The sequence below is a fragment of the Listeria grandensis genome, from assembly GCF_014322885.1.
Classification (GTDB): domain Bacteria; phylum Bacillota; class Bacilli; order Lactobacillales; family Listeriaceae; genus Listeria_A; species Listeria_A grandensis.
In genome coordinates this window covers 153,277-168,269 of record NZ_JAASUG010000001.1, presented here as the reverse complement: position 1 = coordinate 168,269, position 14,993 = coordinate 153,277, and the positions used below count along the sequence as shown (strand labels likewise).

At 44.5% G+C, this 14,993-nt stretch carries 10 protein-coding genes; 8 read left to right on the top strand and 2 right to left on the bottom strand.

Features of this window, described 5'->3' with window-relative positions; all coding sequences use genetic code 11:
- Positions 1 to 156: 156 nt before the first annotated feature.
- The 6 genes from liaF (at position 157) to HCJ54_RS00700 (ending at position 5,133) form a co-directional block, all read left to right on the top strand.
- A complete protein-coding gene (liaF, locus tag HCJ54_RS00725) occupies positions 157 to 870 on the top strand; it encodes a cell wall-active antibiotics response protein LiaF (RefSeq protein ID WP_036064115.1) in 714 nt (237 codons plus the stop codon).
- Positions 867 to 1,922: a sensor histidine kinase gene (locus tag HCJ54_RS00720; protein WP_185411700.1), complete on the top strand. Its 1,056-nt coding sequence runs from the start codon at positions 867 to 869 to the stop codon at positions 1,920 to 1,922. The genes liaF and HCJ54_RS00720 overlap by 4 nt, the downstream gene beginning before the upstream one ends.
- Positions 1,919 to 2,557: a response regulator gene (locus tag HCJ54_RS00715; protein ID WP_187136262.1), complete on the top strand. Its 639-nt coding sequence runs from the start codon at positions 1,919 to 1,921 to the stop codon at positions 2,555 to 2,557. Before HCJ54_RS00720 ends, HCJ54_RS00715 begins: the two co-directional genes overlap by 4 nt.
- A 17-nt stretch (positions 2,558 to 2,574) precedes the next feature.
- Entirely contained in the window at positions 2,575 to 3,234 is a 660-nt protein-coding gene (locus HCJ54_RS00710; protein ID WP_036064120.1) for a potassium channel family protein, read from the top strand.
- Positions 3,235 to 3,397: 163 nt separating this feature from the next.
- Positions 3,398 to 4,309 (top strand): hypothetical protein, encoded by a 912-nt coding sequence (locus tag HCJ54_RS00705; protein WP_185411701.1) that lies wholly within the window; start codon positions 3,398 to 3,400, stop codon positions 4,307 to 4,309.
- Positions 4,306 to 5,133: an FUSC family protein gene (locus HCJ54_RS00700; protein WP_187136261.1), complete on the top strand. Its 828-nt coding sequence runs from the start codon at positions 4,306 to 4,308 to the stop codon at positions 5,131 to 5,133. Before HCJ54_RS00705 ends, HCJ54_RS00700 begins: the two co-directional genes overlap by 4 nt.
- Before the next feature lie 152 nt (positions 5,134 to 5,285).
- Here the strand turns inward: HCJ54_RS00700 and HCJ54_RS00695 are convergent, their stop codons facing one another.
- Positions 5,286 to 9,392 (bottom strand): beta strand repeat-containing protein, encoded by a 4,107-nt coding sequence (locus tag HCJ54_RS00695; RefSeq protein ID WP_187136260.1) that lies wholly within the window; start codon positions 9,390 to 9,392, stop codon positions 5,286 to 5,288.
- A 356-nt stretch (positions 9,393 to 9,748) separates the two neighbouring features.
- On the bottom strand, positions 9,749 to 10,444 hold the full coding sequence (locus tag HCJ54_RS00690; RefSeq protein WP_187136259.1) for an N-acetylmannosamine-6-phosphate 2-epimerase: 696 nt from the start codon (positions 10,442 to 10,444) through the stop codon (positions 9,749 to 9,751).
- A gap of 170 nt (positions 10,445 to 10,614) precedes the next feature.
- On the opposite strand from HCJ54_RS00690, the gene HCJ54_RS00685 reads away from it, so the two are divergent.
- Positions 10,615 to 11,580, top strand: coding sequence for an LCP family glycopolymer transferase (locus HCJ54_RS00685; RefSeq protein WP_036067424.1), 966 nt, complete (start codon positions 10,615 to 10,617; stop codon positions 11,578 to 11,580).
- Between the two features lie 202 nt (positions 11,581 to 11,782).
- Positions 11,783 to 14,905, top strand: a complete 3,123-nt coding sequence (locus HCJ54_RS00680; protein ID WP_187136258.1) for an alpha-mannosidase — start codon at positions 11,783 to 11,785, stop codon at positions 14,903 to 14,905.
- The last annotated feature ends 88 nt before the right edge of the window (positions 14,906 to 14,993 follow it).

The following is a 14,993-nucleotide window of genomic DNA, read 5'->3' as shown; positions in this document are numbered from 1 at the left end:
GAAAAACTAAGTCTTAAGATGGAGAGATAGTTCCAGCTACAGCGGCTGTTATTACTACGCCAAACTATTTATAATGGGGACAGAAGTTACTATTCTTTTTACCCGTTACTTGAGTTTTCGAGCTCAAAATTTTAACAACAAAGGGGGTGTATTCAGATGAAAAAATTAGAAGGTTCGTTTATTTTCTTATTTCTAATTCTAGTCGCGGTTGGTATCGCATTTGAGATGCTTTTCAGGTGGGAACTGCTCGTATTATTCGCGATCGGAATTTGTTTTTTATTTACGTCTCGCAAAGATGGGATTCCGAAAAAGAAAGCACGGACAAGACTTTTTATTGCCGCGGTGTTTATTTTAATCTCGGTTCTTTTGACAGCAACTTTTAAAATTGGTTTAGTTATTGCTGGGATTTTTGCGGTGTATTATTATGTGAGTCGCAAGCGTGCGCCGCAATTATTGATGGTGAAGACGAAGGAAACGGCGGAAAATACGAATCCGCGCAATACGTTTATTCGCAATCAGTGGTTTGGTAATCAACGGGTGCTAGATGTGGTATATGAATGGGATAATATCAACATTCAGACGGGCATTGGTGACACGATTATTGACCTTGGGAACACAGTTTTACCGACGGGTGAGAGCGTTGTTTTGATCCGGAGTTTTTCTGGGAAGATTCGCTTATTAGTACCATTTGATTTGGGGATTTGTCTGGAGCACTCTGCTATTTTTGGGCATTTGCAGTATGATAAGGAGAGTACGGTCGTGCAAAATGATACGATCAAGCTTTATTCGGATAATTATGAGAAGGCGCCGCGCAAAGTGAAAATTATTACTTCGGTTGTGCTTGGCGATTTAGAGGTGATCAGACTATGACGTTTACACGCGCCTCGATGGCGACAACAACTGGTTTGTTACTGCTTGCTTCGCTTGGAACAACGGTGATCTATCAGTCTGGTGGTAATATTTCATGGTATGACCTTTTGATTGGGAAGAAGATTTTTTACTTGCCATTTATCGTTTTTATCGTGTTGATGGCGATTTCGGTCGGACTTATCGTCGGAGCAGTGATCGGTTATATCATTAAACGGAAATTCGAAGCGATTGATTTTTCGCTGCGGCTGTTGGAACAGGGTGAGCTTGAAAAAAAGCCTGCGGATGAGGAGGAAATTTACGCCGAGATTCAGCAGGTTTACAAGCAAATTGAACGATTACGTGATAAAATGAAGGCGCAGACGATGATGACGCAGGAGATCGCGAATGAACGTGCTGAGACGACGGGGCAATCAAAAGAAGCGATTTTAGCAGAGGAACGGCATCGGATTGCGCGTGAGTTGCATGATTCGGTGAGTCAGCAACTTTTTGCGGCGATGATGTTGCTTTCGGCGCTCAATGAACAAAGCGCGAAGAACGCGACGCCAACGATGCAGAAACAGTTGAAAATGGTCGAGTCGATTGTCAATGAATCGCAGTCCGAAATGCGTGCGCTGTTACTTCATTTACGCCCGATTCAGCTGGAAGGCAAGTCGCTTAAAACGGGAATCGAGCTGTTGTTGAAAGAATTGACGACGAAGCTTCCGATTCAAGTCGAATGGCAAATCGAGGATATTTCATTCCAAAAGGGAATCGAGGATCACTTGTTCCGCATCGTGCAAGAGCTGCTTTCCAATACGTTGCGCCATTCAAAGGCGAATTTGCTTGAAGTTCGAATGATCGTGATTGATAATTTGGTCGTTTTAAAAGTGGTCGATGATGGTATCGGCTTTGACATGAATAAAATGCGAGCCGGTTCATACGGTTTACAAAACATGCGTGAGCGAGTAGCTGAATTTGGCGGCTCGATTAAAATCATTAGTTTTCCTAAAAAGGGAACGAGTGTGGAAATTAAAATACCACTGGTGAAGAAAAAGGATGTGGACGACGAATGATAAAAGTGTTACTAGTTGATGATCATGAGATGGTGCGAATCGGTGTTTCTGCGTATCTTTCGGTGCAGGATGATATGGAAGTTGTTGGGGAAGCGGAGAACGGTCGCGAAGGCGTGGAGCTTGCGATGGAGTTGCGCCCGGATATTATTTTGATGGATTTAGTGATGGACGAAATGGACGGTATTGAGGCGACGCAGGAAATTATGCGTCAGTGGAAAACCGCGAAGATTATTATTGTGACGAGCTTTATTGATGACGAGAAGGTGTATCCTGCGCTTGAGGCGGGTGCGTCGAGTTATATGTTAAAAACGTCGACGGCAAGCGAGATTGCGGATGCCATTCGTGCTACATACGGCGGGGACTCTGTGCTGGAGCCAGAAGTGACTGGAAAAATGATGCAGCGTCTGACGGCTAAACCGGAGAAGAACCTGCATGATGATTTGACAAATCGGGAAAATGAGATTTTGCTATTGATCGCAGAAGGTAAGTCGAATCAGGAAATCGCGGACGAACTATTTATCACGCTCAAAACGGTGAAGACACATGTGAGTAATATTTTGTCGAAACTAGATGTGCAAGACCGGACGCAAGCGGCGATTTATGCGTTCAAACATGACCTTGTGGAGAAAGAGTAAAGGGGCGGATTTTTGCGATGAAAGAAGGATTTGCAGTTATTGGATTAGGACGCTTTGGCGGTAGCATTTGTAAATCGCTTGTGGAGCAAGGAATGGAAGTGCTGGCGATCGATTCGAGCGAGGAGCGTGTGAATGAGTTCATGTCGATTGCGACGCATGCGGTCATTTGTAATTCAACGGATGAGAATGCATTGCGCCAACTGGGCATTCGGAATTTTGAACATGTGATTGTTTCGATTGGTGAGGATATTCAGTCTAGCATTTTGACGACGCTGATTTTAAAAGAGATGGGCGTGAAATACGTAACGGCGAAGGCGACGAATGATAAACATGCGAAGCTGCTCGACAAAATAGGCGCTGATCGGGTGGTTCATCCGGAGCGGGATATGGGACGCAGAATCGCGCATTATATTGTTTCTAAAAACATGCTGGATTATCTGGAGCTCTCAGATGAGTACAGCTTGGTCGAGATTTCTGTTTCCAATCGTCGTTTCCTTGGCAAAAGCCTCCACGAACTGGATTTTAGGAATACGTTTGGCGTGAATATTGTCGGGATTAAGCGCGATAAGCAGATGATTATTACGCCCGAAGCAACGGATGTCTTGCAGTCGAGCGATGTTTTGATCGTGATTGGTAGCGATGACGACATTGAGCGGCTTCAAGAGCAAATACAATAGGAATGAGAAGGCGGAGTATGTTGATATGCTAGCCTTTTTATTTTGCCTCGATGTCTGAATCTGAGAAAATGAGGGTAAAGGAAATACAGCTTTCAGAATAGATCATTATGTGATAAACTTTCTAAGTAATACGAAATTCGGATAGAAGAGGGGACAGCATAGAATGAAAAAAGTCATTTTGGCAAAAGTGGGAGTTAAAGGATTAATACATATGTTGCAGGTTTTTGTATTTGCAATCATTTGCGTTGCATTTCATACCTTGGTCATACCAAAATTCATTGGTTTAATGCCAATTGCGCTTCTGGTCGGGATTATTTCGATTCAACCAACAAGCGGATTCACAAAAAAAGCAATGTCGAAAATAGGTTTAATGTTTGCTTTTGCATGTATTATTGTGGGATTATCTTCGGCTTTTTTTGATAATAGTGTGTATGTTTATTTTGTAGTGATGATCATTGCGCTTCTCGTGATAAATTTCGTGATGCCTCAAAAATATATGGTCATGACAATGGCGATTGGGACGGCGCTCTTTTTCTTAGATACAACAGGTATGACTGTTCCTTATTGGGTTGTGTTAATTATCGCGATGGTAGACGTTGCGCTCTTTTTTGTAGTGGTTCGTCTTGTTGTGCGGTTTATCCATATTCCAGTGGAGAAGACGATTCAAATGATGATGAAGCAAACGATGGGGCTTTTCCAGAAGGAACTGCATACTATTTTAACGAAAAAAGAGGCGGGTCATCCCAAACCGCTATACGGTATTTTCGTGCAGTCACAGATGTTGATTCATGAATATACATCGGGGAAAAAGAAGGACCCGAAACATGCGGAGATTTATAAGGAGACGTTGGCATCTTATGTGCGAGTGTATTTTAGTTTAGTCACTATTTCGGGATTGGGCCATTATGCAGTGGGTCAGGCGTCACAGGAGGCACTGGTGACCATTGGAATCGATGACATTGTTGCCAGTTCGGATCATGACGCGATTTTGAATTTTCATATTGGTGAATTTGTGATGGGGATGCAGGCGATTCGGGGTAGCATTCGGGAACTAGAAGGGGGAGAGCGTGCATGAAGACAACTTTGAAAGAGCGTTTAACATTAGATCCTCGTGTCGCTAAGGTGCTGCTTAGTTTGCTGATTTGTTTATGTTTGTATCCGTTTTTTGGTAAGTATATTATTTATCCTACGTATGTATTTAATGCGATTTATATCACGGCGCAGTTAACGAAAGGCGCGACGTATAAATCGAGCATGGAGCGGATTTTTGGGACAATTCTTGGTGGTGCGACAGGGGTTTTATTCTATTTCATTATGCCGGATAATCATTTCTTGATGATACCGATTGCGGCGGTGATTGCTGTGCTTTGGGGTTACCTTTTTGTTGGGAAATTCACGCCAGTTATCGCGGTTATCACCATTATGATTTTAGTCGGAAAAGGGGAGGGAGAGCCAGTTGTTTACGTGAACAATCGGATGTTCGATACGCTGATTGGTCTTGCTATAGCTTTCCTTGTCTATTCGCTTTATCCAAAAAAGAAATCAGAAATGAATCGTGTTTTTTATGATCACGCCAAGGTTTGTTTGGCGCAAATGGAGCAAGTTCGGGCGAAGTATCAGAACAAAGAGGAGATTCACGAGGACTTGCTTGCTGCATGGAAGGCATTGCAAGGCCTTAAACAGGAGCGGATGAATATTGTCAATGATAGCAGTTTTGTCCCGAAAATCGGGGATGCGGAGCCGATGCTTTTGTTGATACATGATTTAGAGCAAATGTTGCAAAATATGGAAGTTTTATATCACCATCCGACGACAGTGTTAGATGAAGTGGTCGCTTTTCATGAGCAGAAGTTTGAGGAAATGTATGTACGAACGAAGAAAGAGATTATAACAATGTGAGATAGAGCCGATAAATGAGCATCAATAAGAAAACAAGACTAGTTCCGAGATACAACCAGAAGAGTTGTTCGGAAACCTAGTCTTGTTTTGTGTTCGCTAGCCTGTTGTAGTGTAGTTAAGCTGCTAGCTGTTTTCTTACGTGTGTCGTTTTCTTAGTTCATCAAGTCCATCGTGTTGACTACTTGGTAACTAGCGTCTAATGCTAGAATTTCGACTTTATCTGTGGCATTTTTAACTAATCCCGCAATGTTGCCGAGGTTGTAATCAGTTGCGCCAGGCAGGAGGTTGATATTTTTCTTGATCTCTGCGGTGCCACCTTCTGGTGTGACACGTAGACGCACATGGGAAACGTTCGTACCGACTGTACCTGTAATCGCGGCGGTATCGCCAAACGTGTACGAGGCAGGCCCGGTTAACTTGTTATCCAATGCTGCGGCTGCTTTCACGGTTACCGTAATCGTGTTGATGATATTATAACCTTTGTCGATCGCTACGATTTGCACGACGCCGGATGTATCTTTGACTAAACTGGAGATATCACCGAGGCTATAGGTGCCAGCACTTGGCGTTGTTTGGCGCACAACCGCCATGTTGTTCACATCACTTCCTGTACGCAGACGAACAAAGGCTACGCCTGTACCCGTAGTACCAGTGACCGCTGTCTTATCGCCAACGGTGTACGAGGCAGGCCCGGTGAGTTTATTGTCGACGGTTGGTGCTTTCACTGTGACTTTGAGGGTTTTCACGATATTATACTTCGCGTCTACGCCTAAAATTTCGACGGTGCTTGTTGCATCTGTTACGAGTGTGGAAATATCACCGAGGTCATAATTACCGGCGGAGCGGGTTGCTTGACGGACAATCGTTCCTGTTGTTTGACCTGCAGGTATGACGCGTAGACGGACATACGCTATATTTGTACCGTATTCACCCTTGACCGCTGTTTTATCCCCAATCGTGTAGTTTGCTGGACCTGTTAGCTTGTTATCGAGCGTGTCTTTATTGATGGCTACAACGACCGTGTTGACTACGTTGTATTTCGCATCGACGGCAATGATTTCAAGTTTTTGTGTCGTGGCGTCGACGTACGTCGAGATATCACCCAGGTTGTAGGCGTTGCTTGACGTCGTTGTGCTCACTTGTTTTTTGATCGTCACATCACCGCTTGCCCCTGTCACACGTAAACGAACATAGGTTACATTGGCGCCGTAAGTGCCGGTGATATTCGCTTTGCTACCAAGGTCATACGTTTCTGGCCCTGTCAAACTATAATCGAGAACGACTGCTGTGACGGTCTTGCTCGCACTCGACGTTTTGCTATTGCTTGCTTTGGTCACCGTTGCAGTTACCGTCGTATTGGCTAGTTGTTTCGCGATGGCTATTTGGTATTTACCATTCCCGTCCGTCGTGCCAGAAGCAAGGATTGTCGCGCCCTTTGTGATAACGACGGCGCTGTTTGGTTCGCCTGTTCCAGATACACTCGTGGAATTCGTGTTCAGCGCGTTAAGCGTCGTTGCCTTGATGCTGTTATCGACGACATTGGTGCTCGCACTCGATGTTTTGCCATTGGCTGTCACGGTTGCTGTGATGGTAGCGCCTGCGGCTTGTTTGGCGATACTCAGCGAGTAGGTACCAGTGCTCGATACGCTACCAGAAGCGATTTGTGTCGCGCCATTTTTGATGACGATCGTCCCGTTCCGTTCGCCTGTTCCAGATACTAGGATCGAATCAGTGGTTAAGGCACCGATCGTCGTAGTAGCGATTGGTATCGTTTGTGTTGCCGTGGATGTTTTGCCATTGCTTGCTTTCGTCACGGTTGCCGTAATGGTAGAACCACCCGCTTGTTTCGTGATGTTGAACAAGAATTTGCCATCGCCCGCTACGCTACCAGAAGCGATTTGCGTGTTGCCGTTTTTAATAACGATCGCGGCGTTTGGTTCCCCTGTTCCCGTTATCGTCGTGGAGTTGCTTGTCAGGGCATTCATCTTCGTAGGCGCAATGCCACTATCAGCGACCACTTGGCTTGCGCTCGATGTTTTGCCATTGCTTGCTTTGGTTACGGTCGCGGTAATCGTTGAGCCGGCCGCTTGTGGCGTCACGTAGAACAAGTACTTGCCATCGCCCGCTGTGGAGCCGGAAGCAATTTGCGTGCTGCCATTTTTGATGACAATCGCGCTGTTCGGTTCGCCGACACCCGTCACACTGGTGCTATCTGTTGTCAGGGCGCCCATCGTCGTTGAGACAATCGCGTTATCTACAACGGTCGTGCTCGCACTCGAGATTTTACCGTTGCTTGTTTTGGTTACGGTCGCGGTAATCGTCGAGCCACCCGCTTGTGGCGTCACGAAGAACAAGAATTTGCCATCGCCTGCTGTGGAGCCAGAAGCAATTTGCGTGCTGCCATTTTTGATCACAATCGTAGCGTTCGGTTCGCCGGTGCCGCTCACTGTCGTCGAGGCCACGGTCATTGCATCGATTTTTGTCGTGACAATACTCGTATCTTGGACCGTTTTGCTGGCGGACGATGTTTTGCCATTACTTGCTTTGGTCACGGTCGCGGTAATCGTCGAGCCGGCCGCTAGTTTCGTGATGTTAAACAGGTATGTGCCATCACTCGATACGCTGCCAGAAGCAATTTGCGTGTCGCCGTTTTTGATCACAATCGCGCTGTTTGGTTCGCCGAAACCAGAGAGAGTAGTGCTCTCTGTCGTCAGGTCGCTCAACGTCGTTGGAGTGATCGCTTCGAATAAGGTGTTAGCTTTCGTGATATCCGCTTGCATTGCTGTTTTCTCAGCACTTGCTGGTAGCGCATTGACTTTCGCACTGGCGTCGTTGATCATCGCTTGCGTAGTGCTAGGTTTTAATTTGGTATTCGTTGGTGCATCGCTAAAGAGCGCATCGACACTTGCTTTCGCCGTGTTTTTTGCATCGAGTTCTGTTTGTGCTTTATCCACGTGTGTTTGGAGCTCCGCTTTCTTCGTCGTATCCGTCACAGCATCGACTTTCAGTTGCGCCGCGTCTATTTTGGCTTGTGTCGTCGTATCTTTGATGTGATTCGTTGGGTTGTTATCGATGAATAGCCCATTAACAGCTGTTGTTGCTTCCGCTTCTTTCGTTGCTGCTGCAGTTCTAGCATTTAGTTCTTCTTGTGCTTTATTGATGTAGACTTGTAGCTCGTTTTTTTGCGCAGTATCATTCGTGATCGCGTTCACTTTTACTTGTGCTGCATCTATTGTGGCTTGAACTGTGGTGTCTTTAATATGATTCGCTGGATTGTTACTGATAAATAGATCATTGACACTTGCACGAGCAACATCTGATAAGGTAGCTGTTACCGTTACGGGGATCGTCTTCACCAAATCTGGATTTGCTGTTGGTGTTACAGTAATCGAGGCTGAACCTGGGGCAACGGCTGTCCAATTTCCAGAGGCGTCTATAGTCATGATAGATGGGTTACTTGATGTAAAAGTCACTGCCTGACTGACACCGATTGGATTGACTGACACTTCAACTTTGCCTGTTGTACCACGCATTGTATCTATACTAGATGGTGTGTTCAAACTAATAGAAGTAGCGCCTGTGGGTATTCCTCCGTTAAAACCAATGGAACCTGACATTATGCCTTGGGTACTTCCATATGCGTTTATCCATATATCAGCTCTACCAGAGGGAATTGGATTTACTGTTGCTGAAAAATTTCCGTTAGCATCCGTTACTCCCTCTCCTATTGCTTGACCAGTCGGGTAATTAGTCCTTCCTTCACCGATAAATAGTTGATAGCGCATATTGGGCTTACTAGTTAATTGACCGCTAATAGTAGTATCCCCAACTTTTATTGGCGCGAAGTATCCACCGCCAAAAGTATCCCTATTTTGTACTCTACGACCAGCAGAGTATCCATTATCTGTTGCCATGCTAACATTACAAAACATGAAACGAGACTCAGTAAACCCAATATTAATCGAGTAGTTACCATCTTTGTCGGCAACACCCGTCGTCGTATACAGAACGGATCCTCCTAATTCATATGGAGAAGATGAAACTGTAATCGTAACTATTGCTCCTGCCCCATCAGGTATGTGACCACTAGCTATTCTATCGTCATTAGTCACTATGTTCAATAGATTCTGGCTTTGCGTTGCTGTCAATTTATTCTCTGCGGCATGTGTTTCGACTGGTGGTAATGCCGTTAATACGGTGCTCGCGATTACATTGGTTGCGAGTAACGCGATCGCTATTTTTTTCATATTCTTCTTCATTAGTGTAATTCCTCCATGTTCTTTATTGTGGTATATGAGTGAACCTTTATGTCGTTTGATCTCATTTCCTGCGCTTTATTATCCCCCTTCTATGCATGTTTGATCGAGCAGTTTCTAGATGTATTGTATACCACTCCTTTACTTTATCAGCTTTTCGAGCTAAAAAAATACATTCCTTCCGCTGTATGGACTTATTTTGTGACTAATTTGTTACATTTTTATTGTGTTTTTTTCATAAAGGGCGCTATTGATATATGCTTTATCTTTAGATTTTGGGCAGACGAAAAAAGCGCGCTTCATGACTTAGAAACGCACTTCCTTGATACCTTCATAATTCTTTTCATACTTTCAACTAATTATCGTAACGCCGAAACAAAGCGTTCTGTGATCTGTTGTGGCCTTGTGATCGCTCCACCAACAACGATTGCAAATAGGTTCATGGCTTGAATTCGTTTTGCAATCTCTGGTGTGCTCACATTTCCTTCCGCAATAATCTGTGCCGTGTTTACAACGCGAATCATTTCTCGCAATACCGCGAAGTCCTCATCCGCTATCTTTTTTCCGAGTGTATCCTCCGTGTAGCCGAACAAAGTAGGGGCTATAAAATCAAAACCTAGCTGTTCTGCAACGATTGCCTCTTCAACCGTCGCCACATCTGCCATAAAAAGCTGATCAGGATACTTTTTCTTTATTTCAGGAAACAATTGTGTTATCAAGCAACCGTCTGGTCTGATTCTACGCGTCGCATCCATAGCTACGATCTCAGCGCCTGTTGCCACAATTTCATCCACCTCTGCGATCGTGGGTGTAATAAAGACAGGGCAGTCCCCATAGTTTTTCTTATAAATTCCGATAATCGGCAAATCGACTTCCGCTTGAATGGCTTGAATGTCCGCTGCACTGTTCGCTCTGATTCCAACAGCACCTCCGATTTTTGCTGCTAAAGCCATTTTTGACATAATAAAAGAGCTATGTAATGGTTCATCTTCTAGCGCTTGACATGAAACAATAAGCCCACCACGCATTTTTTCGACCTTTTCTTGATTTTTCATGGCAAAATACCTCCTGTTTATCATTAAATTCTAATTTGATTTATAGTCAGTGCAATGATAACATTAGTGTAAGTATCAATTCTAACAATAATCATGCCTATATACTACTTACAAGCTTCTATATTTATAAAAATCGTCGTGTCAATATACACAGAAAGATAGGAATCAATATGGATACAATACGCTTTCAACCCTTTGAAAAAAAACCATCAAAACTTATGCAACGACTGCAGTTTTCGTTTGTTATCCTACTTGGTATCGTCTTCACACTCGGTGCTTTTGCAATTCACTATTACAACGGAATCCAACAAACGCTAAATGGTATCCACGTCCCGTTAGCGAAGGATAAAGCCTCCACGAGCACACTCACAGATGGACATTCTTTTTCAATTTTAATGATCGGAACAGATGCGCGCGCGGGTGAAAAAAATGGACGCTCCGATTCCATGATTCTGGCAACCATTAATAAGGAAAAGAATTCTGTTAAGATGCTCAGTATTCCTCGCGACACAAAAGTAACCTATGAAGACGGCGATATCGGAAAAATAAATGGTAGCTACTCGAAAGGTGGCGCAGAAGGCACGGTAAAAGCCGTAGAAGGTCTAATGAATGTGCCGATCGATTATTACGTAACCATCAATATGAAAGGCTTCAGCGATCTGGTTTCAGCGGTTGGTGGTGTCCGTGTTACGAATGATATCGATCTTACCGAAGTCAATAAAGTTTTCGTGAAAGGCAAGATTGATCTGGCTGGAAAAGAAGCACTGCAATACGTTCGAATTCGCCATGAAGATCCTCGTGGGGACTTTGGGCGGCAAGATCGGCAACGCGATGTTATCATGGGGATTAGTAATGAACTCGCAGGAACAGCTTCCATCACCCATTTCAACAAACTTCTAAAAGCAGTTGGCGATAACTTTACGACCAACCTCAAAATGGATGACATCACAGAAATTGCAACAAAGTATGCTAGCGTCAGAAACGACGTCGATACACTAAAAATGGAAGGCGAGGGCGTTTCCATCTACAGTGAAGCATACGGTTTTAACCTATATTACTACGAACCAGATAGCGCATCCAAGGCAGCCGCAACCAAGAAATTCCGCGAACATCTAGGATTATCTACTACCGAATAACGGAAAAAAGATGCGTGTGTATTAGCCTACTTCTATAGTGGCGCTAGTACACGCGTTTTTTGTTTTGTAGAAATGTTATAAAAAAACTTCGTGGAGCAGGGCATTCAAGTCCAGTTTTCTTTAATTTATCTATTGGATCTACTCCGTTTATATGCTATGTTTAAATCATAAATGAAAGCGTTTAACAGGAAGGTGTGAGGAGATGTTTTGGAAGCAGGAGAAATTGCAAAATCGTAATCGAGAGGTAGAAGGGTATCGTTATACGAAATCACAGATCATTTCGGAATTTGAGAAATTAGAAGATGGGGATGGGACGATTGGTGCCTATCCAAAAGGGCTCGTTTTTGAGGAGAAGATTGCGCTTGGAAGTAACTGGTGCGGTCGTGATCGCTATGTGTGGTTAAAGACGGATATTATATTGCCGACACGACTTGAGGGGCAGCGCATTTTGGGATTTTTTGATTTTGGAAAAACTGGGGATGGAAATAATTCTGGTTTTGAATCGTTGCTATTTGTGAATGGAAAACCGTATCAAGGTGTGGATCAGAATCATAAGGAAGTATTTTTTGATGATGATTTGGCTGGGACGCAAGTGGAACTTATCTTTAGACTTTGGTCGGGGCTTGAGGGTGGTGGCAAGGTGACGACGCAGGAGCATCGATTAAACGCTGCGTTTGTCGGTTATTTGGATACGCAGATTGATGACCTATATTACACGGCTTCTGCGGCGCTTCAGACACTGGATTATTTGGATGAAAATAGCACGGAACGCTACGGTTTATTGCAGGCGCTTGACCACAGTTTTCGAGTGATTGATTGGGCGAATCCTGGGGGACCGACGAATGTGGCCTCCCTTTACGAGGCTGGGAAATTACTGAATGAAAAAATAGATGCGATGCCGAAAAATTTTGATGTAACGGTGACATGTGTAGGGCATACGCATATTGATGTAGCGTGGTTATGGCGTTTGAAGCATACGCGGGAGAAGTCAGCGCGGTCATTTTCGACGGTGATGCGGTTAATGGAGCAGTTTCCTAACTATGAGTTTTTGCAATCGCAGCCGCAATTGTATGCTTATATACAGGAGGATTATCCAGAAATTTATGAGGGGATTAAGGCGCGGGTTGCGGATGGACGTTGGGAGGCGGACGGGGCTATGTGGCTAGAGGCAGACTGCAATATTCCGTCAGGTGAGTCTTTAGTGCGCCAAATTTTGCAGGGAACGCGGTTTTTTAAGGAGGAGTTTGGTAAGGATAGTAAGCATTTGTGGTTGCCAGATGTGTTTGGGTATAGTTGGGCGTTGCCGCAGATTTTGAAGAGGTCGGGGATCGAGACGTTTATGACGACGAAAATTAGTTGGAATCAGTTTAATCGGATGCCGCACGATACGTTTTGGTGGCGTGGAATTGATGGCTCGGAGATTCTGACGCATTTCATTACGTCGCCGGATGTGCATGATTTGTACTATACATATAATGGGAATATTACAGCGCGGACGGTAAAAGGTGTTTGGGATAATTATCGGGATAAGCAGTGGAATAATGAGTTGTTGGTATCTTATGGATTTGGTGATGGTGGTGGCGGTCCGACGCGGGAGATGCTTGAGATGATCGCGCGTTTTGACAAGATGCCAGGGATGCCGAAAGTGGAAACAGGGCTTGCAGGACCTTATTTCGAACGGTTACATGAGCGGGTGGAAACAACAGAGGAGTATGTGCATACGTGGAACGGTGAGCTTTATTTTGAGTATCATCGGGGGACATATACGAGTCAAGCGCATAACAAGAAAATGAATCGGAAATTGGAGCTGTTGTTGCGGGATGCGGAGTGGTTCCAAGTGTTACAAGCAGCGAGGACGGGAACTTTTGAGGCGTATCCGAGTGATCTATTGCAGGAAAGTTGGCGAATGGTGTTGCGGAATCAATTTCATGATATTATTCCGGGCTCTTCGATTCAAGAGGTGTATGAGGATTGTGTGTTGGAGTATGACGAGGCGGAGAATCTGACTTTAGCGGCTTATGACGAGATGAGCGCGATGGATGAGGCGGTGCCAAATGCGGTGACATTGATGAATAGCTCCATATGGGAGCGGCCACGCTTGGCGGAGATTGCGATTCCGGTTGAGGAAATGGTGATTTGGAAGGATAAAGATGGGAATAGGCTGGACAGTCAGCGAAATTTAGCTGGTAGTTGGATAGTGGCGCTTGATGGGTTACCTCCGATGGGAACGATGACGCTAAATTACGAGATGGTAGATGACATCATGGATGCTAAGCCGTTAGCGAATATTCGTGATAATAGTTTGGAAACAGACCGTTACCGTGTCATTTGGAACGAGGCAGGGCATTTTACGACTATTTTTGACAAAAAGAACGACCGAGATGTTCTTGCAAAAGGGGAGCGTGGCAATGTATTACAAGTTTTTGAAGATAAACCTCTGAATTTTGATGCGTGGGATATTGATATTTATTACCAGGAGAAGATGCGCGAAGTGACGCAGTTGGAAAGCGTGGAAGTGATTCAAAATGGTGCGCTTCAGGCTACGCTACAAATGGAGTGGCTATACGGGGATTCGACGATTTCGCAAACGATTCATTTTTACAGAGATAGCGCGCGGATTGATTTTGAAACGGCATTAGATTGGCATGAAAAACAGCAATTGTTAAAAGTTGCATTTCCTGTGGATGTGATGGCGACGGAAGCAACGTATGATATTCAGTATGGGAATGTGAAACGCCCGACGCACTGGAATACAAGCTGGGATTATGCGCGATTTGAGACGGTGGGGCATCAATGGGCAGATTTGAGTGAGAAGGGATACGGTGTTAGTATTTTGAATAATTGCAAGTATGGTCACGATATAAAAGATCATGTGATGCGCTTGACGCTCCTGAAATCGGCAACGTATCCAGATATGACACAGGATCAGGGCTTACATGATTTCACATATTCCTTATTGCCGCATAAAGGTGATTTTGTGGAAGGTGACGTTGTGCAAGAGGCATGGGCGCTCAATAATCCACTTCGCGTGGCGCTAGGCGCTCATATTACGCAATCGTTACTAAAATCAAATAAGGAGCAGATTCAAATCGATGCAGTGAAAAAAGCGGAGGATGATGATGCGATTATAGTTCGATTGCATGAATATACAGGGGGACGTTGTAGCGTGCACTTATCGAGTGATTTTCAGATTGAATCGTGGCAGGAGTGCGACTTGATGGAGCGGCCGATTGATGAGATCAGGAGTGGAGACTTCGCATTTACGATTACGCCATATGAGATAAAAACATTTAAGGTGAAGGTCGCGTTAGCACAGTTTGAGTAGAAGGCTTACTGAAATGGGATGGAACTTTAGGCTAAAAAGTCATTAGCTTGAGGTTTGATCCTATTTTTTATGGTGATTGAAAAGAGAA